We start from the raw sequence: 22427 nt of genomic DNA, 5'->3' as shown, positions 1-22427 counted from the left end.
ATGAATAAAATGACTGGATTGGGAACTTTTCCATTTACGAGTGCTTTTTCTCCTGTGGATTTTGATAAAGCGTCACAAATACTTGATGCATACTTTGAGGCTGGTGGTAAATACATAGATGTGGCACCAACATACGGATTTGGGGCTATAGAGAGCTTTTTAGGAGAGTACTTAAAGGGGAGACCTAGAGATTCTTATATAGTTTCAACAAGCTGCGGTTATGTTCGAGATGGTGATTCTTTTAAGATTTCAGGAAAGTATGATGATGTAATGAAAGATCTAGAGGAGAGTCTAGATAGGCTGGGCCTAGACTTTCTTGATATTTATATTTCTCACATTCCAGACTTAAATACTCCCTTCAAAGAAACTTCTCTTGCACTTCAAAAAATTGTGGAAAGTGGCACGGCCAAAAAAATTGGTGTGTCAAACGTTACTGATGACCAGTTGATAGAGTACGCCGAGCACGCTGATATTAGAATAGTCCAAAATAGACTTAGTTATATCAATAGATCCGTTTCAAAAAATATGCAGTCCATATTAGAAAGGATCGGAGCTGAGTTTGTTGCGTATCAAGTCATTGAGAGAGGGCTTTTAACCAATAGAGGACCTCGAATGAATACAGAGACTGATCTAAGACATAGAAAACCTGAGTTTGAAAGTTCAGCAATTCTTAAAATTCGCAGCTTCGTGTTGAATGAGTTACAAAACTTGGCTAATTCTTACCAAATGAGCACAGAAGAGATTGCTGTTCGTTGGGCTATTTCTCAGCCATTCGTCGGAGTTGCCCAGATGGGGGCTACTAAAGTTGAAGATGCAATAAAAATTGCTAGTTGGTCGAAACCATTGCCAGAGAACGTTCTTCATGATGTCAACGAGTTATATGAAGTTGCAAATAGCAACTTGCAACTTAAAGACAGAATTGGTTTTAGGCAAATAATGGGCCTAGATACCTATGATGTTAGAAGTGGAAGTGCTAGTGGAAAGTAGTTCGGAATCAACTATTAATGTTGATGACAATGCGGTGGTGGTTTTTGCGGGAATAAGGTCTCAATACATCAAATTGGCATCGTTGCAAAAAGCATATTATAGATCTCAAAATTTACCCCTAATATTTATAGATACGGGGCAGCACTATGATGATGTTTTAGCTAAACAGTATATAGATGAGTATCAGTTACATTTTGATTATTCGTTAAACTGTGGAAATAAAAGTATGAGTTCTGGTGAAGTATTTGCAAAGATGATAGTTGAATGCGAAAAGATCCTGAAACGAATACAACCTATGGCTGTTGTAGTTTTTGGGGATGCAAACTCGACTCTATCTGCTGCTTTAGCTACTAGGCGGCTAGCAATTCCACTAGTACACATTGAGGCAGGGTTGAGAACTGGCTCCAATACCACTGAAGAATTAAATAGAGTGATTGTTGATAGAATTAGCCAACTTCATATAGCATCGACAAGGAAAGATTTTGCTCAGCTAACTAAAGAAGGATTTGCAGCATCCTCTAATTATATTGGTGATTTAATAAAAGACTTAGCTTCAAGTTTTGCATTAAATTGCTGGGAAAAGAAAGAAAAAAAGGTTCTAGTGTCTATGCACCGGGACGAGAATATTCATGATTGTAATTTAATCTTCAATATTCTTAAAGATTTAATAGATTGTGATTTTTCGATTCATCTAATTACACATCCTAAATTACTGGAAGAGGAAGAGTTTAAAAATTCTAAATTATTAAAGCATGAAAAAGTGACCGTGACGGGGTCGCTGCCCCACTCAAAATTATTAAAATTAATGGGAAAGTGCAGATTTAGTGTAACAGATTCTGGTGCATTACAAAGAGAGGGGTTTTATGTTGGGACCCGAAGTATTGTTATTCAAGACTCGCCTTTTTGGCCCACGTTAACCGATGCAAATTTCAATATTAAAGTTATCCCCGGCGCAAGTATCAAATCAGCAATAGCTGAAGTTGACTGTCAATTTAGCGGAAAAATTGATGATTTTGGAAATGAATGTGTAGCTGAACAGATATTGAACCGTTTGAACAATTGGGTTAGGGAATATGTTTAAAATTGATGAATCATTGCAATCAGTCAATCTGGCAATATCAAACCTCTTATTAAATAAACTCGCACAGTCATTTTTTATTAAAGAGCTAGATGCTGGGAGATTAATGTTTCCTACATATCTAAGCATCGATTTAAAGACTCGAAATGATCAAATTAGTGCATGGAGGGTTGTTTTTGAACCAAAATCTGAAAGGATTAATTTGAGACAAAACAACCTATCGCCGATATCTATTGATATTGAAAAAATTGATCTCTTAACATCATCTGGAGCACTCAACCAGCTCATAGAAAGTTATGATCCTACGGCATTAAGAACCAATGGCAGGGAGCAACATACTTATATAGAGGTTATTGAAAAGCCTATAGAAGAGAGTGGTTGGAGGCAAAATGCTATCAATATTACAGCATTAGACCTTTTAAATTGCAAGTTATCTATATTAGTTGTTGCACCTGTGGGGAGTGGTAAAACTACTCTATTGCGCAGCTATGCACTTCAAAAAACAAAAATGTTTGATGAGAACTTTGTCAACTGCCCGCCGTTATATCTTGAACTGAGAGCTATTTCGCGAAAACTTTTTAAGTTTATTAAAGATGAAGGTAAGTTATCCTTAAACTATCTTTTTGAATGTGGAATAGAGCATTGCTTTGAGGGGGAGCACCAAGAAATATCGGAGCTTGTTATTAAGCGCTGGTTGGATAGCAAACCTGACATTGTGCTTGATGGATTTGATGAAGTTTTTATAGAGTTATGCGTTGCTGAAAGTAATATTTTGGTAGATGAGTTAAATCGATTAATGCTAAACCTTAAACAACTCGGTTGCAAAATAATAATATCTACTCGTCATGAATTAATGGAGAGGCTAGACATATTAGATCTATTGGAGGTCGAAATTGCTCCAATGTTGATTAACGAAGCTACTCAAGTATTAATGGATATGGGAGTTACAGGGGCTACAGATAGTTCGATTGTTCATTTTCTAAGCTCATTAGATACTGATTTACGAACAAGACCACTGTTTATTTCTTTAATTGCTCAATCGCTGAAAACTTGTGAAGGCATGAATGTTAAATCGCGAAATGAAATCATTCGATGCGGAATTAGAGGGTTAGTGGAATACTCCGTCAATAAAAATAATGAAGTCAGTGATATCAGAGAATTGTTAGGTGTTGGTTTCGAAGAGTTCTTATTTGTAATTCAGAAGCTCAGTTTTGATAGCCTATTTGGAGGGGGGGGAAGTGAAACTTCCGGAGAGGGGGGGTATACAATATCTATAGGAGATATTTTGTATGCATTTGATAATTTGGAAGTGGATGTAAACCCAAAAACCCTTAAAAAGTTTTTAATATCCAATTCTGGTTTGATGTATAGCGATGATCGCTTTGCTAATTTCTCCCATAGGATATTTCACGAGTTACTAGCTGCGGATTATTTAGTTCAAGGTTTTACTGCCAAAAATAATCATGACTTGATGCTTGATGGTTTTATGAAGCATCCAAATCGTTTTATACCTGTCGTGGAGCTTTATGCTGAAAGTATTCTGAGTCAGCAAGGTCATCATACTTTGATTGGCCTTGCTTGTTGCGCGTTAGAAAGGATAGAGAGTATAGAGAGAGATAGTTTGTCTTGCTACCTTTTGGTTTGGCTAGCTTCTATGGCTATTAAAACTGCTGTGCATTCAGGTTATTCCTTGTCAAAACGTGATCAGTGGTTAATAAGTGAATATCGAAGGCTAGCTAAAATTGTATTATCTGACGGTCAAAAATTAAGTTGTGCAAAACGACAATCTTTGGCAGAAGTATTGGGTGTTATTGGCGATGATAGAAGTGGCGTCGGGATTAATGAAAACGGCTTACCTGATATTAAATGGATCGATATCCCAAAAGGGAAATACAAAATAGGTTTGACCGAATATGAAGCTTTGGTGCTTGAGTCAACAGGCTCCGTGCAACTCCAAAGGGAATCCCCTTATATTGAATGTCAGTTGGAGAATTACGGTATATCGGTTTATCCAGTAACATGGGCACAATATATTACATTCGTAGAAGATGAGTCAGGTTATCGAAATAATGAAAACTGGGAGTATTTCTCATTATCCTCTTTGGAAAAACAGGAGAGAATCGAAAAATTACTAAATTCTCCTTCAATATCTAATGCTCCTGCAACTTCAATAAATTGGTACGAAGCTAAAGCATTTGCAAAATGGTTATCTAGAAAGCTTGGGCAAACCATTGACTTACCATCTGAATATGAATGGGAAGTTGCTGCAAGAGGCCCTAGTAATTGCATATATCCTTGGGGGAATGAGTTTGATAAACATAACTGCAACTGGAGTGGCTCGGGAATAGGAAGAGTTTTACCTGTTGGTTGTTATGCGTATGCTAAAACTCCATGGAATGGGGGGCCTCAAGACATGCTTGGCAATGTATGGGAGTGGACTAATAGTTGTGCTGGTGAACTAAATTCTACAGGGTTTTATAAATATGAAGCCTCAAACTTGAAACAAGAAATGGAACACCCATTAAGATTTGTTGTTAGAGGGTGTTGCTTTTTGAACGGTGAAACGATGTTGAGGAATACATATCGAGGAAATGATTCAAGTTTATCTAGATTTGATAGGCAAGGTTTCAGATTAGTGAAAAGGGAACAAATTTGAGTGACTACATTTGTGTTGTAAAAAAAGGAAACGGGGTAGAGACGAAAGATGGGGATACACTAAGTATTCATTATAGGTATGCAGATAGCACTGAAAATTTGTTATCTGATAATGAGGCTCTTTATTCTACTTACCTATCTGGTAAAGCCGTTACTGTGTCCTTGACTGAAGATTATCTAAGAAAATCTGTATATGAATCCTTGGTTAATCAGACCGTAGGGAGCACTGTTCAGGTAAGAAGACTTGAACAAGGCCATTTCTTGGAAATTTGGATAGAGGATATAGTAGACAAAAGCTCTGAAAGAAGAGTGATTTCCATGATAGAGCTTGAACCAAGCGAAAACACAATATGTGAACTAGAAGCTAAGATTAACCAGAGCATACAGAATGCACGACTTCAGAAAAATGGAATTATCATATCGTTCGAGAAAGGGTTTAGTAATCAGATAGGGGCATGGCTTGCAGATAAATGCATTTCTTTTAAAGATGTAACGTCCAGCGACTCATTCAATACTTCATTTTTTTTGGATCAAGATTCACACAATAGACTAAAAAGTTACACAGGCAATAGGTGGGATTGATATGGAGAGTTTAATTGAATTTTGTAAAACTGAAATGGAAGCCAGCATAGCTCTTTCTATTATTGGGTCATCATTGTCGGCAGGTAGTATCGTTATGGTATATATCATGTTTTCACTTCAGCGTTGGACTGAAAAGGTAAATACTTTGCTAGAGCAATCTGTGAATCTGTCTTCCAGTTCAGCACCAGATAGTGTTGATAGAAAACTAATGATTCAGCGAATCAATGAAATAAAAGGTCGTTATCCGATAGTGTCTGTTTTACTATTTGCCGCAATTATACTTACGCTTTTTGGAGTAGGTATCGTTGCAGCAATGAAAGCGCAATCTGAATTGAGCTTCTGGTTAACAGGTACTCCTCAAATCGTATTCTTATTAGCATATTTTGCGTCATGCATTTCAGCATGGACAAAAGGACAGTTAGATCTATCCGAGGCTAATCAATATTTAGGAGTTGAATGTGAGTAACCTTGCTTTAGTTGGCTGCGGGGGATGGGGGAGGAACATTGCTCGTGTGTTGAACTCTTTAGGTTCGCTATATTCCGTTACAGATACGAATTATTTGACTGCAACGGCAATTGCAAATGAATATGATGTTTGTGTTAGAGGCTTAGATGAAGTTTTATTAGATCCAATGGTTGATGGGGTTGTCATTGCAACTTCTGCAATTACGCATTTTGAAATAGCTATCAAAGCTCTTAATAGTTTCAAGGATGTTTTTATTGAAAAGCCTATGACTCTTAGTAAAGAAGAGGCTCATTTATTAACGGATCTGGCTAGTAACAATAACCAAATACTGATGGTCGGTCATTTGATGCATTACCACCCAGTCTTCCAAAAAGTAAAAGCTTTGATAAATGATGACTATTTAGGGCAGTTAAAATATATATATTCTAATCGATTATCTTTAGGTCGAATTAGAAATGAAGAAAACGTTATATGGTCGCTTGCTCCTCATGATGTTTCAATGATTTTAGGTTTAATTAAGGAGTTTCCTCGCAGAATTGATGCAACTGGCTCGGATTTTCTATCTGGAGATAAATTAGACAATGCAATTATTAATCTTGACTTTGGAGATAAATTGAGTGCCCATATCCACGTATCTTGGGCAAATCCATTTAAAGAACAGCGACTAGTCATTGTTGGTGCGAGGGGCATGTTAGTTTTTAATGATTGTGAGAGTGATTGGCGAAAAAAACTCGTTTTTTATGAACATGAATATCGGGTAGAAAACAATGGAGTCCCAGTCTTTAGAAAAGCGTTACCAGTTTTTATTGAAGTTGAATGCGATGAGCCACTTCAAATGGAATTTAAACACTTCATTGATTGTATAGATACTAGGAAGGAGCCTATTTCTAATGGTGTTGAAGCATTGAATGTAATAAAAGTTCTGTCGGCGGCGAATCGTTCAGTATCTAGAAGTAACACATATACATCTATTTCCAGCTAACAACATAAAGCCAATAAATTATGAAAATCGCATTAATTACTTATGACGCCCCACATCACAAAACAGAGAATGTAGCAAGAGAACTAGTTAAATCCAAAGGGGTGGAGCTTTCGTTTATTGCTTTACCTTTTGTTAATCGAGCTAGTAGAAAAGTATTGCTAAACCATAGACCAGATCAACATAGAGCAACCCATACTTTTGAACTAGCAAAAGAACTCGGGTGCGACTGGTTAAAATATGAAAAACTATCAGAATTTAAAAGTGAGCAATTTGATTATTTTTTAGTTTTAGGAGCTGGAATTTTACCTATTGAATTTATTAGAAACACTGGTTACAAAGTAATTAATTGTCACCCCGGCTTAATCCCTTTAGTCAGAGGATTAGATGCTTTTAAATGGGCTATTTATTCAATGCTACCTATGGGAAATACAATTCATTTTATTGGCGAAGAAGTTGATTATGGGGAAGTGATTTTTCAGGAAAAAACACCTGTATATAAAAGTGATACTTTAGAAAGCTTCGCCGCTAGGCACTATTCTAAAGAGTTAGATTTATTGTCACAAATTCAAAATTACTTGTTAGAAGGGAGCAGGCGACAATTTGTTAAAGAGAAGAGTGATGTTGTCACCAAACGAATGCCACTTCAACTAGAAAAACTCTTGGAGTGGAAGTTTCAAGAATACAAAGAAAAGTATTCTGAAAGTGAGTGAACTTAGAAAATTACAAGGAATTTAGGTGACAAATATGAATATTAGAGAAGTCGATTTTTCGTATGTAAACAAGCAACAAGTAGCCTTAGCCGATAGGATCAAAAGTAGAGTAGACAGAGTTTATGAACATTGCAAGTTCATTATGGGGCCGGAAGTTAAAGAATTGGAACATGAATTAAGTGAAGTGTCAGGTTCCAAATATGTCATATCTTGTGCTAATGGAACAGATGCGTTAACCATATCTCTAAAAGCTTTAGGCTGTAGTTCAGGTGATGCCGTATTTTGTCCTTCTTTTACTTTTTCAGCTTCAGCAGAGGCGATTGTTCAGTCAGGTGCTACTCCTATATTCGTCGATGTATGTAAAGATACTTTCAATATTTGCACAAATAGTTTAATTGATGCTTTTAGATTCTCTCAAAAGCAAAGTTTATCCCCTGTTGGAGTTCTTGTCGTAGACATGTTTGGACAGCCTGCTAACTACAGCAGAATATCTCAATTTGCTAATGAATCTAAGCTGTGGGTATTGGGTGATTCAGCACAAAGTTTTGGTTCACGATACTATGGTAAGAGTACTAATTGTTTTACTGACATCACTACAACTTCTTTTTTTCCGTCAAAACCTTTAGGGGCCTATGGAGATGGGGGGGCAATTTTTACTAATGACGAAAAACTGGCTGGTTTATGCCGTAGCTTGAGGGTACATGGCACTATAACTGACAAATATCATAGTGAAATCATAGGGTATAATTCTCGACTCGACACTATTCAGGCGGCTATTTTGCTAGAAAAGTTGAAAGAGTTTCCTGTTGAGAATGAAAAAAGGCAACAAATTTCCAAGTTTTATAATGAATCTCTATCAAATTATGTAGATGTTCCGCATATAGATGAAAACTGCAAGAGTAGTTGGGGGCAATATACGATCAAACTTGAGAACGGTTTGATTCGCAGTAGATTGCAAAAATATTTGGCTGAATCAGGAATTACTTCTATGGTTTATTACCCTAAGTGTGTGCACGAACAAAACGCTTTTAGTAATTTTCCTCAAGCACCTATGGGCCTAAATAACTCTACTCTGTTATCTCAAAGGCTAATAAGCTTGCCTTGTCACCCTTACCTATCAGACGATGAGACTATATATATTGTCAAAATGATTCGAAAATATTTTGAATCTGATAGCTAACGGTCGGCAGACTGAAAGTCACAAACTTAATTAAAATTTTTGCATCTAGATTTGTTCAAAATGGCTTACACTCACAAAATTAATTCGAAATTGTTGCCTTGAAATCGTTGAATATTATATTCATAGTCACAAACTTTATTCGCATGCGACACTAGTTGTTGTCGTACTCTAATAAAGTCTGTGACTTTATTTCGGTAGTTTGTGAGTCGAATATAGTTTGTGACTCATAAAGAATAAAAAAGGTGAGCTTAGTGCTCACCTTTTTTGTTTTAATGATGCAGTACTAAGTTATGACGTTAATAATTGAATTTTATGGAGGTATTTCCAAAAGCAATATGATTTTTTGTCTACAACTTGCTTATCAAAAGTGTTATGTTGTTGAAGTTTAATTGAAAATTAATATTGGTATATTTTTATCAGTAAAAAGCAATGCTGTATAAGTGACTCCGCACATATTGGTTGTACGACCTGAAATAACGAAGTAGTTACTTCGAAAAGGAATAATTTTTTAAGGATATTTTAATGATTCCAGAAGTAAAACATATATCACCTGATTTAGAACTATATGTTTATGACTTACCAACTTTGTGTCTAGATATGATTTGTAACGGTCAAATAAACTTGGAGACTTCTTTAGGCACTTTTTAATAATCTTATCTCGTACTCTGCTGGAGAGATATTTCCTAATTTATAGTGTCGTCGTTTTTGGTTATAAAACGGTTCGATGTATTCAATAATGTCAGCCATTGCTTCACGCCTTGTTTGATAGCGGCGGTAGTTAACTCGCTCTGATTTCAAACTACGGAAAAAACGTTCAGTAACAGCATTATCTAAGCAATTACCAGCACGACTCATACTAGAGATTAACCCATGCTCTTTCAAGGAACGTTGAAATGCATCACACATATATTGCACACCCTGATCTGAATGGAATAACACTCCATCAGTTGGTTGTCGCTTATTTACGGCTAGTCGTAAAGCCCTAGTTGTAAGTTCGCTATTCGGCTTATCAGAGAAAGCCCAGCTAATTACCTTGCGTGAACATAAATCCATAATGACTGCCAAATACAGCCAACCTTGTTGTGTGCGTATATACGTAATATCACCAGACCACAGCTTATTTAGTTGTTGTGGATTAAACTGGCGATTTAAATAGTTAGGCGCAATAACTGAAGGCTTACCATCCGCAGGATATTTATGCTGCTTAGGCCGCTTAGCCACTAACCCCAATCGTTTCATCGAAGTTCGAACACGATGAATACCAATATCAAAGCCTAATGCCTGTAATTCGCCATGCATACGCACCTTGCCGTAGGTGGCATCCATATCCGCATGAATTTGCTTCATGGCCGCATCAAGTTTTATCTTTTCTGGGCAAATAGGTTTAGGCTTTGCTCGATAATAAAATGAACTAGCAGCTATCGATAAACAACGACAGATTTGTTGAACATTGCTTCCTGCCTTTTTCAACTGAACAGCTACTTGCTGCCGTTGTTCATTTCCATAGCGAAAAAGGCCGAAGCTTTTTTTAATAGGGCATTGTCACTTTTTAGCTGTTTAACTTGCTTTTCAAGCTCTTGAATGCGTATTTGCTCTGGCGTTAACGCACTAGCTTTCGGTGTGACACCTGTTTGCTCTTTTCTATATTGGCTTACCCAGCGTTGAATTGATGATAATCCAACATTCATCGCTGCGGCTGCATCTTTATGTTTATAACCGTGAACAATAACTAGCTCTGCACACTCACGTTTAAATTCTGCTGATAGTGTTTTCTTTGGCATTTTTAACCTCATTCGTTAGTTGTATTTTACCTCTAACGAAGTCTCTAGTTAAATCATACCGTTACAGTCATTATAAAAATGAGATAAAAACTAAAGAATGGCAGCAAATATTTGAATCTAATCAAGCTTATCCTTACCCACAGCAACTTTTTTATAACTACAATAAATGTCATTTACATCCAGCGAAACACATCGCACTAATTGCTTTCTTGTTTAACTCACCAAGTGAGTTTTTAAGTGCTTATCACTGCTCAAAAGAAAATACAGCTCTTCACTTTCAAAGCCACCAAATACCTACAGAAGATAAGCGTGATTCAATTAAAAAAATAACAACTCAAATAATGACACTTTTTAAAAAAGGTTTAAGCCTCAGAAAAATTTCAAAACATGTTGGTTTAAGCGTTATTGCGGTTAAATCAAAAGTATTGGCTAATGGCGGTGTTATCAATAGGCGGGAGTCGAAGATTTTTGCTGATGAACGCAGATCTATCTTTAGAAAGCTTTTTATTGGCATGCCAACAAAGCAAATAGCCAAACAGTTTGGTATTAGCGTTGGTGCTGTTGAGCAGCTACTTACGCAATATCCTGCGATAGTTAAACAAAGGCAGCACTTCCGTTATAGAGCAAAACAACTCAAGCATCGTTCAATACTTTCTGATGCTATGGAAAAAAATTCAACTTATTCACGTAATAAGTTGAAGCTAATAGTCAGCGCAAGTTACTTATGGTTATTCAAAAATGACAAGCAATGGCTTTATCAAAACCTACCACCCAGCAAACTAAATAGAAAACCGGAGAAATAAAATGACTAATGAAAAACCTGAATTTGAAATCAAGGGCACTCCTAGAGAGTTAATTTTTGATAACGGTAAAAGTTATCAAGCGAAAGATGTATTTCGTGGAGATAGTAAAAACTTGGTTGAAAGGAATTTTAAAAAAACTATAGATGATAGTTATCAGGGGGATATTCCTGAAGGAAATAAACGTTAATATCATTATTTAAAGCAGCAAAGTTCGGCTTTGCTGCTTTTTCGGCATACTAATTATTACTTTTTAAAACTGCCATTTAAAAAACTTTCTACTCATAAATTAAATCATAAATATCGCAACTAAATTTGCTTTAAATAAAATTATGACCTATATGATTATTATTCACTGCTGTTGTTGATTAATTTTCAATGTGAAAGGAACTCATTTAAATAACAAAGGATAAGGGCAGTCGATGAATACAATTAACTGCATTCTGCTTTCTGAACTAAAGAATGAACATGTCATCTCAAGTATCCGAACTCAATTCTTCAGTTTTATATTTGAGATAAAAATTAAACTATTAACTTCTCTAAGGAGAAATTAATATGTCTCAAAGAATAAATAACGATTTCATCCTTAAATTTAATCAGAACTTTACACCTGAACTATCTAAGAAATATCAAGAAATTCATCAAGAAAATTGTCACCACTGGGATTTTACGTTTTTGCCTTGGCATAGAAAATTTGTAAATAAGTTTTGGGGTGAGATTGGACTTCCTAGAACATACGCAGTTTTGACGGAAGAAGATGATAGGAAGCTATATAGTTCATTAAAAAAATCTTTAATTATCAATAGTAGTGACCAAATTACATTCGTAGAAGATGATAATAAATTAAATTCATTTACAAATTCTGATTTAGAACAAATTAAATTAGATATCGCTGAAGCGATGATTTGTAAGCCGTTTGCAATTGATTTGGATTTTGTCGGTACGAATAGAGATTTCGGCTATAACTTATCATTCACCTCTCAGGTTGAACAATTTCACGACATGATTCATGGTGAAACGAGTAGAGGAATGAGAAATGTGATAACAGCAGGCGGTGATCAGTGCTTTTTTATTCACCATACTTTTGTGGATTTGATTTTCGAAACTTGGCTAAATGACAACCCTGAACTAGAACTTCCAATATTGGAAGAACATTTTGAGTCTAGCCCTGATTTACAAGAAGACTATGACTCGTATGATGAACTAGTGTCTTTATTTACAGCACGTTACTTTACTGAGGATGATTATAAATATGTCAGGCGTATTGCAGCGCCTCTTAGTAGGCAAATTGTTTTTTTTGAAGAGATCAAACATATAGAAAGTTATAGACGTGTGATCATGTTTCACAATAACGATGAAATCGGAAGGTTTGCTGTACTTACTGGTAGGATTGAAACTTGCCTTGCATGTGCTAGAAATAAAGCACATATAGGGCAGTTTCTCCTGAGAAAACTAGTTCCTGTAAGTGAAATAATATGGAATATAAATAATCAGTGGTATACCTGGGAAACAGCTAAGGATAAGTTCCTTCAGATTGGTATGTCTATTCCTAAAGTTGTTTCATTTTAAAATTGATAGCTTGATTATCGATCACATACTATCTTTTTATACATGTGTTCATATCAAGTATAAGAAACTGAAATTCTACTAAATGCTAAGGAAAGGAAAAATGGACATACAAACACAAAAATCGACTCATAGCGAATTAGGAAAGTTCTTCTCGTTGATCCCTTTAGTTGATGATCTTGATGACTTAAAAATGCCATCTTGTATTGTTGATGAACGCTGGCATGTATTACAAGAAGACTCGACTATCTATTCTACTTTTTGTCAAGAAAATGCTGGTAGATATGTGGAGCACAAACCTGGTGGAGGGCATGATGAAATGTCTTGGGTTCCATTATATGAAGAAAGTTTTGGTCCTCTACCTAAGGTTTGGTTCACTTCAATCGCTGGAGAGTTAAATCAAGAAGCTTATCAGGAGTACCTTGATTCAGGAAAGATGATTTGCTCTTGGGATTGTGGTCCTGTAATGCCGGAAATAACAAATAAAATTAACAAAGATATTGAAAAGTTGAAAAAAATAAGAGAAATAAATAAAAAGATTGATGAGCTTGGTAATCTAGGTCTGCCGGATTTAAGTGATTTACAAAATTTGGATGAAGATGAATTAATAGACTCGATAAAAGAAAAAGTAGATAAATTCAAAATAGACAAAATTAAAGAACGTAATAACATTGCTGATTCGTAGAGTTTAGCTTATTTACTATTTAACCTGAGGGACTTTAAATAGAATGTATCGTGAAACAGGATTAAACGATAGCAAATGGAGTGGCTACCTTGATCAGGTAGCTTTGTCTTTCTGCCCATACTTCAGAAAGTCAACAAGCATGGAGTTAACTAAATTTACTATTTACGATGTATCTAAAGTTTCTAATTGGGAAGAAACGGCATTCGCTCTAGCTGTAATTCATACTGAAATACTGCGAACTGAAAAAAAGTCTATTGGGGAAATAGAAAAGTCGCTTCTTTGCGAGAATATAATCTTTGAAACTAAGTTGCTCGATATTGTTAGGAGAGAAATGTTTTTTCAATGGATACATTGGGCACTGAAAGATCTTTACACAGAAAAGAGCTTACTATTTGGAAAGTTTTGGCCTGAAGAAAAAAAGCAATCTGTGTATGGAGAGATTATTCCTGATCCACCTACCATTTTTTTATCTATACGTTCCACCATTGGTGAAGTTGATGCAAAGTTTTTCAATATTGCTCCAAAATTAAAAGACAAACACTCCTCTTCATTTGATGATGGAAAATGTGTTTTTGATTCATTAATTCCATCGAATAAGGAATTGACGAAATTGATCCACGATATACCTATAAATGTTAATAATAAAAAATCAGCTATTTTGTTCTCAAAAAAATTGGCTGAATTGAAAATACTAAAATTAGTCATTTCAGAAATAGGTTTTAGAAATATTTGATAAATGGTTTTGTGAATTTACCGTTTTAAAATGGGGCACACCTCAGTCCTCTACTTATACATGTAGGGGACTGAAGTTGAATTTTTTTAACAAAAACAGTGCAGAAGGAATGTTGAGCGCTTTTGTCTCAATTAATAAAAATATATCAAGGAGGTGTTTCTTGAGTTTACTCAGAGACCAAATAGCTAAGAGGGTTATAGAAATATTAGCTGAAAAGTCAGGTAAAGGGAGCGAAATAGTTTCTTCAATAGATGAAGAGGGTAAATATTTCAAAAAACTAGAGAAAGATTTACGAATTTTAAAACCCAAGAGGTTAAAGTTGGCAGCAGACTACAATTTATTGATAAAAGAACATACTTCAACTCCTAAAGGTGGGTATATCACTAATAAAAAAGCAGGAAAACTCAAGTCTGTACAGACTGTTATTGATTTGGTTTATGAGAAAGTAAACGTATAGGTAGGAAAGCTTATGTTCAAGATATTGTCAGTTTTGGTGCTGGGGAGTTTATTTTACTCATCTTATGGTTCTGCTCAGGTAAGCAAACCTACGACAATTTGGGAAACCTTCACCATAGGACAATCTTTAAATAGTTTTGATTCAAAAGAAGGTGTAAAACCTGCTCAAATAGAACGAATAGAAAATAAAAGTGGTGATAAATCTGAAAATATTCAGTTAGGTATGAAATATGAAGGTTTTCTTTGTGGAAGTAATAGTTTTGATTGCGGATTAGGTAGTACTTATATAACCCAATTTGTTTTCGCGGTATCTGTAGAAAGAAACAAAAATGACCTCACAGACTCAGAAGAAGATCGTTGGGCGCTAGGGCCACAGATAGGCTATACAATTAATAAAGGTCTATTTGAAGGGCTTCATACGGTTGGTATTGAATATCAAGATAATGATATTAAAAAGTCAGAATCATTATCTTACCAATATTCATTTTCACCTACTGGGTTTAGTCGGGTTAATGCAGATTTAATTCCGAATTTATTTGGTGGTGTTTTAGAGTTTTATTTAAATATTAAATACGACTACATTGATGCATTTAAAACAGAGGATGACTTAAAGCAAAAAGGCGGTGCTTCTAGGCTTTATTTAGATTCTAGTTTTGTATATTTATTTGATAAAGATTGTTCTGGGGATGAGGATGAAACGAGGCATATTTGTAAATGGTCATTAGAGTATGAAAATCAGCTTGGATATGACTTCAACTCATCAGGAATATATGAATTCGATGATGATGATTGGACAGTCTCAGAGTTAAGTTTGAATTACAGTATTGCTAAAGCTAAAGGGTTTGAAGCTTTTCTAGCATATACACACACTTATGGTGATGATCGAATTAAATTTACAGAAAAAAATACAGAGTCGTTTGCATTAAAATTTAGATTTACACCGGAATAATACTCTAGAAAGTATATTGGGTTTTAACTATCGTAAAAATAAAACATTAATGGAACGATACTTTTTTCCACACTTATTATCACTTTAGCTTCTACATTTACTTTAGCACTGTAAGTGAATACAGCACTAGTATCAGCAAAGTTTTTTTAAATTTAGATATGCTTCTTATTAAGGTAAAAATTATTAACTAGAGGGTCGTATGGTTACTGAACAAGATAAAAAAAATAAAGGAATTGCAAAATCCGCTTTTGACCTTCTTTCCTCAGAAGATGGAGTTCTCAACGTTTTTAAATCAAGTTTAGCTTCAACGGGAATTGGTGGGCTTGGGTTGTTTGTATTGTGGCTACTAATTACAAAAGTTCTCGACTTGAACATTTTTACTGAAATGGGGGCAACATATACCTTCATCATAATTTTAGTGCTGTTACTATTATTAAGCACTATTTCTTACACCTCTATTCGTTATTGGCATTCAGTTAAACTCAAAGAGCTTGAATTGACGAAAACAAAATCTCCAAAACATAGTATATCCTTTAAATTGCCAGAGAAGAGAGCGACTTTCGGTGCAGTTGTTAGTGTATTGGCAGAAAAAGGAGGTGTAGTAGTCAATTATGAAAATTTTGATGAGGTTTATAAAAAGGTAAAACTTGTCGGTGGCCGCCAATTAAATGCACCAACAACTAAGCGAGCAATAGAGTTAATAGCAAATTTAGTTAAAGAAGGGGAACAATTGTTACCTTACGAAGTACTAGGTAATGACTCTTTGTTGATAATTAGAGGAAGGGATTAAATATGTCAAATTGTACATGTGATAATGCGCCCGGTGGTGGTAGTTGTGAAAAAGGTCAAATGGCAGTGTGTGTTTCTAGGTATGGGAATTGCGAAGTTAGTTGTGTAACGCTTACTGCATCTGTGGGAAACGCTATTCAATCACATGGAGATTATCCGAGATTAATAGGAGAGTTGTTGGATGAATATTTTGGGGTTCATCACACTTTAGATGATGTAGGTGAATTTCAGCATGAAATAAACCTGATTTATAAGCGAGGTGATGGTACAAATGTTTACGTAAATGTAGATAAAGATAGTAGTGCATCATCTAGTAGTGAAAGTGAAGCTATACAGCAACAAATCTATGCAAAAAGCCAGTACCTCACAGGTGAAGCTTAATATTTCACTGTTAATTTTCCGGAGAACAAACCTGAACTGATAATTAATTGAAATTAAGTTGTTTAACTCAAACAGTATATTTTCTAAATGCTCTTTTAGGCAGTTTTCATTGACTTGTCACAAACTTTATTAAGATTTTTGTGAGGGAATTTCTTGAGATTAGCCACGTAGTCACAAACTTTATTGAAGTGTTGTGTTGTACTAGCCTTTTATTTCTATAGGGGCGAGTCACAAACTTAATTAGAGTATGACACTAGTTGATATAAAATAATAAAAAGCGAGCTAAGGCTCGCTTTTTTGTTGTTAGTAGTATAGCTTAATTTGTACTAAGGCATCATTTCATATTTTGAGGAGTAGTAGTAATGTCGAAAAATACTTTTGAGTGGGAAAGCGAAATTGACTGCGTATTTACAAATGAAAAAATTCCAGCAGACTCTTTGGGGCGTACTACATTAGCAAACTTTTTAGATGCTCATCTTCAAAAGTATAAAAATACTTCGTATGTACTAAATTTAAACGGTGATTGGGGAGCAGGCAAAACTTATTTTATAAAACGTTGGGCGAATTCAATTCATTGCAAACATCCAACAGTATATTTTGATGCTTGGGCCAATGATTTTCATAATGATCCGTTAATACTAGTTGTAAGCCAAATTGTTGATCAGATAAGTAGTTTAATTGAAGGGAAAGGCCAGAAAGCTAAGAAAGAAAAGTTAGTAAAATCCACAACTGAATTATTCAAATCAGTTGCACCTGAGCTATCAAAATCATTAGTGAAATCTCTATTAAGAGTCGATATTGACGATATAAATGGAAGATTAGAATAAGCTCAAAGCTCTGATAAAGACCTTGCAAATATTGCGTCAGCAGCGACCAAAGGTTTATTAAAGCTTCATACCAAACAAGCTGACTCCATTAAAAATTTAAAACACTTAATTAAAGCAACGCTTGAAGATGTCATTACTAAAGACAATGAAGATAAAAATAAACGCTGGTCTCCAATGTACATTTTTATTGATGAGCTAGACCGATGTCGCCCTAATTTTGCAATTGAGGTATTGGAGGTTATCAAGCATGTTTTTGATATTGAGGGAGTTATTTTTGTTATCGCCACTAACACCAGTGAACTGCAACACTCGATTAAAGCTGTGTATGGAAATGGTTTTGATGCAAATAAATATCTTATGAGGTTTTTTAATAGAACCTATGAACTACCTGTTCCAGACCTTATTAGTTTTTTGGAGTATTTACCATCTTTTCAATACATAATGGCAAAAGTTTTGGAGACAAATAGTTTAAATATAATTCAATGGGAAGAGGAGCAAGTTCTTAATATCGTAAATAATTTATTTAATGCGCTAAGTGTTGATTTAAGATCTACGGCTCAAATATGTGACAGGGTATCTAGTGTTTTAATGATGAACCCAAATGAAAAAGGAATTATCTGGTTATTTGTACTCGAAGCTCTGAGAGTTTCTCTTCCTAGTGCTTATAAAATGATGATTAATGCACAGCTTACTGAAACTGGCCAGACAAATAGTCCTTACTCAGAGATATTTAAACCTCTAAAAGACAAAACAAAGTCTGAAGAATATATATTAAAAACTGAATCATTGAAGCAGCATGTCAACCTATATGACAATGACTTTTCCCATCACGAAAAGAACCGCTCAAGAGTTCGCAAAGACTTTAATAATGATACTAGTATTAAAGGAATAATTTCTATTATGCAAAAACTTATTAGAAGCTTACATATTAATTCTAGACACGATCAATCTGAGCCTTTATTCGAATGGTATATGCTTATGACATACAGTGATAATAAAACATTTGTGAATTATATTGAACTTGCTTCTCACTTGGATTGAATCAAATACTCAGTAGAAATAACCTGTTTGCTTTTGTCGCAGTGGCGACGGCTCGGCAACTGCTCCTGCGTTGCTCTATCTCCTGCATCCATGCAGTCGACCCAAAAAAGAAAGAGGGCTAAACGCACTATACCTAAGTTAAGCTCTTTGGAAGCTCCCGGCGCTGCTGAAAAATGTATTCTTCGTAAAATAATAATGTATCGAGCTAACGCTCAGAACGTACTGCGCTCCTTGCCATCCATGGCACCGCGCTTTACCGTTCATCCTGAACATAATCCATGCACTACATCGCTTTGTTCATCATCCCTGATGAACATACGTGAACACTTTCATTAATATCAGCGTTTGTTCAAGCAGACTAGGGTGATCGTGAATCTTCCGTGTTTCTCTGCTGGTATATTTTTGCACTCAAGAACAGCGAACTCTAACCCATCTCAGCGCTGACATATTAATTTTTACCGACTACAGTTAAACGCAAGGCATAATTTAAATTAGCTTTTTAATAAGCCTTAACTATAGTGATATATGTCACATTTATGCAGCTTGATTACAAGGAGAATGTAATCGTAATTTTGGCGCTAAAGGTTTAAAAACGTGAAGCTTGATATATGGATGTATCATTGAACCACATTGGTTGTTATTCCCTTGTCTTTCAAATTTCCCATTTAATGCTAACTGAATAGATTCTAACCATAAATTGAATGTATATCGTTCTTTGTGTTTTTACGATACTCGTCGCCTAGCTGTCAGCGTGAACAACCAGAAGATGAAACTTAGAAAACAAGATGGAGAATAAATATGGACGTTATAATTGACACCGATGTAGATTTTGATGACTACATGGCAATGATTTATTTGTTGCAGCATAAAGAAATCAATGTTCTTGGCATTACAGTTACCGGATGTGGAGCAGCTCACCTAAGCAAGGGCGTTGACAACGTACGTAATATGCTAACTTTGTTTGACGCAGAAACACAAAAAATTCCTGTATTTGCCGGCGCAACCTCACCGATGATTTACAGTAACGTTTTTCCGTATGATGTGAGAAGCGCAGCAAATGCGCACTATGGCGTAGCATTTCCGGCAGTTAATCCTAATCCTTATACTGAAAACGAAGCTTCCCAGTGGATGGCGGAAACGATAACTTCAGCAGTAAATCCAATCGCTTTTTTGTTGATAGGCGGCGGTACTAATTTTGCCAAAGCACTATCGCAATTAAACACTAACTCGTTAAGTAATATTGGGAAAGTCGTTATGATGGGGGGAAATCTATTGCCTGAATATATTAGCCCCGGTGCGCAGGGTAATATTCAAGACACATTAGGTAAAACACCGTATTACACTAATGCCGTTGCAGAGTGGAATATTTTTGTTGATGTACAAGCAGCACAACGCGTTTTAAGTAGTGGTTTAGATATAACGCTAGTGGCACTAAATGCTTGTAACGACGTACCAATTACTCAAACGTTTGTGAGTCAATTAAAAGAAATTGATACTTCAGCCGCGACATTTGTTACTCAAATACTTGATAGCCCCACTATTGTTGGTGGTATAGATGCCTATTTAGAATTTTGGGATCCGCTGGCGGCGTCAGTATTAGTTGATGAAACACTCGTTTCAACAGAAGTATTTAGTATATCCATAGTACAAACCCTCAATGAAGCAAATGATACTTCGGGGAAAATTGAGGTTGATGCAGTTAATGGCTCTCCTGTAAAAATTGCAATTGCCGCCAATCAGAGTGCGGTTTTTGCACAATATTTAGCAGCAATGGCTGAAGTTACCAGTAAAGAGGTGGCTTATGTCTAATTCAGAAAATGATGCAAAGTTTTGCTATAGCTATGACAGCAAGTATACCGATATGCTAGCGGTTGAAGTAGGTAGACCTTATCAAGGAGTGCCTGCGCCGATTAACATAGAAGATGCTGCAACTTATATCCAACCTTGGAATGGCTACGATCCTCAATGTACGTTAGACAACAAAGAACAATGCCAGTGTTTGCCAAGCCAAACATTTAATATCAAATTAAACAATGAGTATAACAATGTTGAAGTTGAATCTGATGAGTGGATGAGCTTAGCTTGTGAAGCTGCAAAAGAAGGATTAGCAGGTGGTGGCGGCCCATTTGGCGCTGTAATTTTGCAAATTGACGATGAAAGTAATGAAGTTATTCGGTATTGGAAAAACCACAACCATGTTACTAAATGGAATGACCCTACAGCGCATGCTGAAGTAACCACTATTCGTGCAGCATGCCAACAACTTGGGGTTTTCGACTTAAGTAAAATTAATAAAAAAGACAGTAAGTTGCCCCAGCCAGGGCAAACATCGCATTGTATTATCTATAGCAGCGCGGAACCTTGTCCTATGTGTTACGCCGCCATTTCTTGGGCTAGAATGCCACAATTGATTTTTGCTGCAACTCGCTACGACTCAGCTGTTCAAGGTGTCGCTTTTTCTGATGAAGAAATATATGAAGAAATGGCCAAGCCTTATTCACAAAGAGTGATGATGAAAGTATATCAATCGAGTACTGAAAACTCGTTAGATGCTTTTAATTTATGGAAACGTAGCCCTAAAACACCATATTAAGGTAAGACAATGAAATTTATTAACAAAGTTATACTAGTTATATTATTAATTTGTGCAAATATGGGGCATGCAAATGCACTGAGTGAGCCAGGTAAAGCAATTAACTCACCTGATGAATATGCTTGGATGCTTTTTACGCATTTAAACAAAGAGGCAAAGGGAAATGCTCGCGCAACGGTTTGGGAAACATGGATTGAACAAGAAGATATTTATGCCGACCCAACCAAAGCACCTAAATGGAATACTAAAAGGCAATTAAAGAAAAACTTTAATCAGCATATTCATAATATGCTTTTGCAAAATAATCGGCTACCCAATGATGTTTTTCATGGTAGTCCAGCACCATTTGTTGCTGATGCAATTCAGGAAGTTCGCGTTAACAAAGCCGCTTTTAACTATATTGTCGATAAAGAGCTTTGGTACCAAGAAGGGCTGTTAAAATCGGCAATGCTCAATCAGGTTAAATTTCCCATACAGTCGAAAATTATTAAAACAACTTGGGTTGCCATTGAGGAAAAAGATAAGCCCCGTTATTACTGGCAAATGAATGGTAAACAATTAGTAGGCATGGTCGCTTGGGGGGGTATGACCAAAGATCTTCCAATGTGGTATTGGGCAACGTTTGAACATGTTGACAATGCCGGGCGTAGTGACATAACTGGCTCATTTGATTCATTTGGAGCAACGCCTGCGTATCAAGCGCCCAATAAACTGCTTAACCAAGGTTACCCAAGCGGGGAACTAACACCTGAAGTTATAAAGCTTTTTCAACAACAAGGTTTAGCAAAGGTTTGGCAAAATTATCGATTAAAAGGAACGCAAACATCTTTCACTGACTCAACAGGAAGAGCCATTATTGTTGGTAACTCAGTGCAAGAAGCTGGTCAAATTAACACCTCCTCGTGCATGACATGTCATGCGCGCTCTTCTGTAGCTGAAGGAGTTAAGCTTGCCATTCCGCCTAAACCAGGCTTAGCGCCTAATCAATTTCCAAACCCGTTTAAAAGTGCTAAACCGGCACTAGGTTTTGTGGGAACCCCAGACCCTCAATGGTTTTATCAAGCGCATAGTCGAGGCCCAGAAGGGGCATATCAATTGTTGTACCCAGTTGATTTTTTATGGCAGTTGCCACTTTTGACTAAACAACGCACGGGTTTTAAAGCGTCAACTGAAGCTGGAGAATAAA

General features: G+C 35.9%; 24 protein-coding genes. 22 read left to right on the top strand and 2 right to left on the bottom strand.

The features are described from left to right. Genes AC27HL_RS13710 through AC27HL_RS13675 form a run of 8 tightly spaced genes read left to right on the top strand, consistent with a single transcriptional unit; the run spans position 1 to position 8640 of the window. Positions 1 to 987, top strand: coding sequence for an aldo/keto reductase (locus AC27HL_RS13710; protein WP_487081613.1), 987 nt, complete (start codon positions 1 to 3; stop codon positions 985 to 987). After that, on the top strand, positions 953 to 2068 hold the full coding sequence (locus AC27HL_RS13705) for a UDP-N-acetylglucosamine 2-epimerase (protein WP_487081612.1): 1116 nt from the start codon (positions 953 to 955) through the stop codon (positions 2066 to 2068). Before AC27HL_RS13710 ends, AC27HL_RS13705 begins: the two co-directional genes overlap by 35 nt. Next, complete coding sequence (locus AC27HL_RS13700; RefSeq protein WP_487081611.1) at positions 2061 to 4721, top strand: SUMF1/EgtB/PvdO family nonheme iron enzyme; 2661 nt, start codon at positions 2061 to 2063, stop codon at positions 4719 to 4721. The genes AC27HL_RS13705 and AC27HL_RS13700 overlap by 8 nt, the downstream gene beginning before the upstream one ends. After that, positions 4718 to 5302 (top strand): FKBP-type peptidyl-prolyl cis-trans isomerase, encoded by a 585-nt coding sequence (locus AC27HL_RS13695; RefSeq protein ID WP_487081610.1) that lies wholly within the window; start codon positions 4718 to 4720, stop codon positions 5300 to 5302. The genes AC27HL_RS13700 and AC27HL_RS13695 overlap by 4 nt, the downstream gene beginning before the upstream one ends. Before the next feature lies 1 nt (position 5303). Then, positions 5304 to 5768, top strand: a complete 465-nt coding sequence (locus tag AC27HL_RS13690) for a hypothetical protein (RefSeq protein ID WP_487081609.1) — start codon at positions 5304 to 5306, stop codon at positions 5766 to 5768. Next, entirely contained in the window at positions 5761 to 6750 is a 990-nt protein-coding gene (locus AC27HL_RS13685; protein WP_487081608.1) for a Gfo/Idh/MocA family protein, read from the top strand. Before AC27HL_RS13690 ends, AC27HL_RS13685 begins: the two co-directional genes overlap by 8 nt. A 20-nt stretch (positions 6751 to 6770) precedes the next feature. Next, positions 6771 to 7460: a formyltransferase family protein gene (locus AC27HL_RS13680; protein ID WP_487081607.1), complete on the top strand. Its 690-nt coding sequence runs from the start codon at positions 6771 to 6773 to the stop codon at positions 7458 to 7460. A gap of 34 nt (positions 7461 to 7494) precedes the next feature. Continuing rightward, positions 7495 to 8640, top strand: a complete 1146-nt coding sequence (locus tag AC27HL_RS13675; RefSeq protein WP_487081606.1) for a DegT/DnrJ/EryC1/StrS family aminotransferase — start codon at positions 7495 to 7497, stop codon at positions 8638 to 8640. Between the two features lie 633 nt (positions 8641 to 9273). Here the strand turns inward: AC27HL_RS13675 and AC27HL_RS13670 are convergent. Then, positions 9274 to 10110: an IS3 family transposase gene (locus AC27HL_RS13670; RefSeq protein ID WP_487081605.1), complete on the bottom strand. Its 837-nt coding sequence runs from the start codon at positions 10108 to 10110 to the stop codon at positions 9274 to 9276. An 8-nt stretch (positions 10111 to 10118) separates the two neighbouring features. Continuing rightward, entirely contained in the window at positions 10119 to 10421 is a 303-nt protein-coding gene (locus tag AC27HL_RS13665; RefSeq protein ID WP_487081604.1) for a transposase, read from the bottom strand. On the opposite strand from AC27HL_RS13665, the gene AC27HL_RS13660 reads away from it, so the two are divergent. From AC27HL_RS13660 to AC27HL_RS13595, 14 genes are all read left to right on the top strand, one after another. Further along, positions 10415 to 11224 (top strand): TnsD family Tn7-like transposition protein, encoded by an 810-nt coding sequence (locus AC27HL_RS13660; RefSeq protein ID WP_487081603.1) that lies wholly within the window; start codon positions 10415 to 10417, stop codon positions 11222 to 11224. The two genes, AC27HL_RS13665 and AC27HL_RS13660, sit on opposite strands and share 7 nt — an antisense overlap. Position 11225: 1 nt before the next feature. Further along, positions 11226 to 11411 (top strand): hypothetical protein, encoded by a 186-nt coding sequence (locus AC27HL_RS13655; RefSeq protein ID WP_487081602.1) that lies wholly within the window; start codon positions 11226 to 11228, stop codon positions 11409 to 11411. 365 nt (positions 11412 to 11776) lie between these two features. Then, the gene (locus AC27HL_RS13650) at positions 11777 to 12790 is read left to right on the top strand and encodes a tyrosinase family protein (RefSeq protein WP_487081601.1); all 1014 of its coding nucleotides are present in this window, start codon (positions 11777 to 11779) and stop codon (positions 12788 to 12790) included. A gap of 100 nt (positions 12791 to 12890) precedes the next feature. Next, on the top strand, positions 12891 to 13472 hold the full coding sequence (locus AC27HL_RS13645) for a glycine-rich domain-containing protein (RefSeq protein ID WP_487081600.1): 582 nt from the start codon (positions 12891 to 12893) through the stop codon (positions 13470 to 13472). Positions 13473 to 13515: 43 nt separating this feature from the next. Then, a complete protein-coding gene (locus AC27HL_RS13640; protein WP_487081599.1) occupies positions 13516 to 14205 on the top strand; it encodes a hypothetical protein in 690 nt (229 codons plus the stop codon). Positions 14206 to 14281: 76 nt separating this feature from the next. Then, complete coding sequence (locus tag AC27HL_RS13635) at positions 14282 to 14662, top strand: hypothetical protein (RefSeq protein WP_487081598.1); 381 nt, start codon at positions 14282 to 14284, stop codon at positions 14660 to 14662. A gap of 12 nt (positions 14663 to 14674) precedes the next feature. Continuing rightward, positions 14675 to 15610, top strand: coding sequence for a hypothetical protein (locus AC27HL_RS13630; RefSeq protein WP_487081597.1), 936 nt, complete (start codon positions 14675 to 14677; stop codon positions 15608 to 15610). A gap of 199 nt (positions 15611 to 15809) precedes the next feature. After that, positions 15810 to 16400, top strand: coding sequence for a hypothetical protein (locus tag AC27HL_RS13625; protein ID WP_487081596.1), 591 nt, complete (start codon positions 15810 to 15812; stop codon positions 16398 to 16400). Positions 16401 to 16402: 2 nt separating this feature from the next. Continuing rightward, positions 16403 to 16780: a hypothetical protein gene (locus tag AC27HL_RS13620; RefSeq protein WP_487081595.1), complete on the top strand. Its 378-nt coding sequence runs from the start codon at positions 16403 to 16405 to the stop codon at positions 16778 to 16780. Between the two features lie 362 nt (positions 16781 to 17142). After that, positions 17143 to 17607 (top strand): P-loop NTPase fold protein, encoded by a 465-nt coding sequence (locus AC27HL_RS13615; RefSeq protein WP_487081594.1) that lies wholly within the window; start codon positions 17143 to 17145, stop codon positions 17605 to 17607. Between the two features lie 30 nt (positions 17608 to 17637). Beyond that, positions 17638 to 18648, top strand: a complete 1011-nt coding sequence (locus AC27HL_RS13610; protein WP_487081712.1) for a KAP family P-loop NTPase fold protein — start codon at positions 17638 to 17640, stop codon at positions 18646 to 18648. Positions 18649 to 19446: 798 nt separating this feature from the next. After that, positions 19447 to 20457 carry a nucleoside hydrolase gene (locus tag AC27HL_RS13605; protein ID WP_487081593.1) on the top strand — a complete coding sequence of 337 codons (1011 nt, stop codon included), beginning with the start codon at positions 19447 to 19449 and terminating at the stop codon, positions 20455 to 20457. Beyond that, complete coding sequence (locus AC27HL_RS13600; RefSeq protein ID WP_487081592.1) at positions 20450 to 21241, top strand: nucleoside deaminase; 792 nt, start codon at positions 20450 to 20452, stop codon at positions 21239 to 21241. The genes AC27HL_RS13605 and AC27HL_RS13600 overlap by 8 nt, the downstream gene beginning before the upstream one ends. 9 nt (positions 21242 to 21250) lie before the next feature. After that, positions 21251 to 22426: a hypothetical protein gene (locus AC27HL_RS13595; RefSeq protein ID WP_487081591.1), complete on the top strand. Its 1176-nt coding sequence runs from the start codon at positions 21251 to 21253 to the stop codon at positions 22424 to 22426. Position 22427: the final 1 nt, after the last annotated feature.

The organism is Colwellia aquaemaris, assembly GCF_057548755.1.
Note: the sequence above shows the minus strand (reverse complement) of the source record. Positions and strands in the feature narration are given on the sequence as shown.

Bases quoted from the DNA above. Each gene is read 5' to 3' on its own strand.
- AC27HL_RS13605 (WP_487081593.1), top strand. From the start codon at position 19,447: ATGGACGTTATAATTGACACCGATGTAGATTTTGATGACTACATGGCA.
- AC27HL_RS13710 (WP_487081613.1), top strand. From the start codon at position 1: ATGAATAAAATGACTGGATTGGGAACTTTTCCATTTACGAGTGCTTTT.
- AC27HL_RS13645 (WP_487081600.1), top strand. From the start codon at position 12,891: ATGGACATACAAACACAAAAATCGACTCATAGCGAATTAGGAAAGTTC.
- AC27HL_RS13615 (WP_487081594.1), top strand. From the start codon at position 17,143: ATGTCGAAAAATACTTTTGAGTGGGAAAGCGAAATTGACTGCGTATTT.
- AC27HL_RS13655 (WP_487081602.1), top strand. From the start codon at position 11,226: ATGACTAATGAAAAACCTGAATTTGAAATCAAGGGCACTCCTAGAGAG.
- AC27HL_RS13595 (WP_487081591.1), top strand. From the start codon at position 21,251: ATGAAATTTATTAACAAAGTTATACTAGTTATATTATTAATTTGTGCA.
- AC27HL_RS13705 (WP_487081612.1), top strand. From the start codon at position 953: ATGATGTTAGAAGTGGAAGTGCTAGTGGAAAGTAGTTCGGAATCAACT.
- AC27HL_RS13675 (WP_487081606.1), top strand. From the start codon at position 7,495: ATGAATATTAGAGAAGTCGATTTTTCGTATGTAAACAAGCAACAAGTA.
- AC27HL_RS13640 (WP_487081599.1), top strand. From the start codon at position 13,516: ATGTATCGTGAAACAGGATTAAACGATAGCAAATGGAGTGGCTACCTT.
- AC27HL_RS13625 (WP_487081596.1), top strand. From the start codon at position 15,810: ATGGTTACTGAACAAGATAAAAAAAATAAAGGAATTGCAAAATCCGCT.
- AC27HL_RS13665 (WP_487081604.1), bottom strand. From the start codon at position 10,421: ATGCCAAAGAAAACACTATCAGCAGAATTTAAACGTGAGTGTGCAGAG.
- AC27HL_RS13600 (WP_487081592.1), top strand. From the start codon at position 20,450: ATGTCTAATTCAGAAAATGATGCAAAGTTTTGCTATAGCTATGACAGC.
- AC27HL_RS13700 (WP_487081611.1), top strand. From the start codon at position 2,061: ATGTTTAAAATTGATGAATCATTGCAATCAGTCAATCTGGCAATATCA.
- AC27HL_RS13630 (WP_487081597.1), top strand. From the start codon at position 14,675: ATGTTCAAGATATTGTCAGTTTTGGTGCTGGGGAGTTTATTTTACTCA.
- AC27HL_RS13690 (WP_487081609.1), top strand. From the start codon at position 5,304: ATGGAGAGTTTAATTGAATTTTGTAAAACTGAAATGGAAGCCAGCATA.
- AC27HL_RS13680 (WP_487081607.1), top strand. From the start codon at position 6,771: ATGAAAATCGCATTAATTACTTATGACGCCCCACATCACAAAACAGAG.
- AC27HL_RS13650 (WP_487081601.1), top strand. From the start codon at position 11,777: ATGTCTCAAAGAATAAATAACGATTTCATCCTTAAATTTAATCAGAAC.
- AC27HL_RS13620 (WP_487081595.1), top strand. From the start codon at position 16,403: ATGTCAAATTGTACATGTGATAATGCGCCCGGTGGTGGTAGTTGTGAA.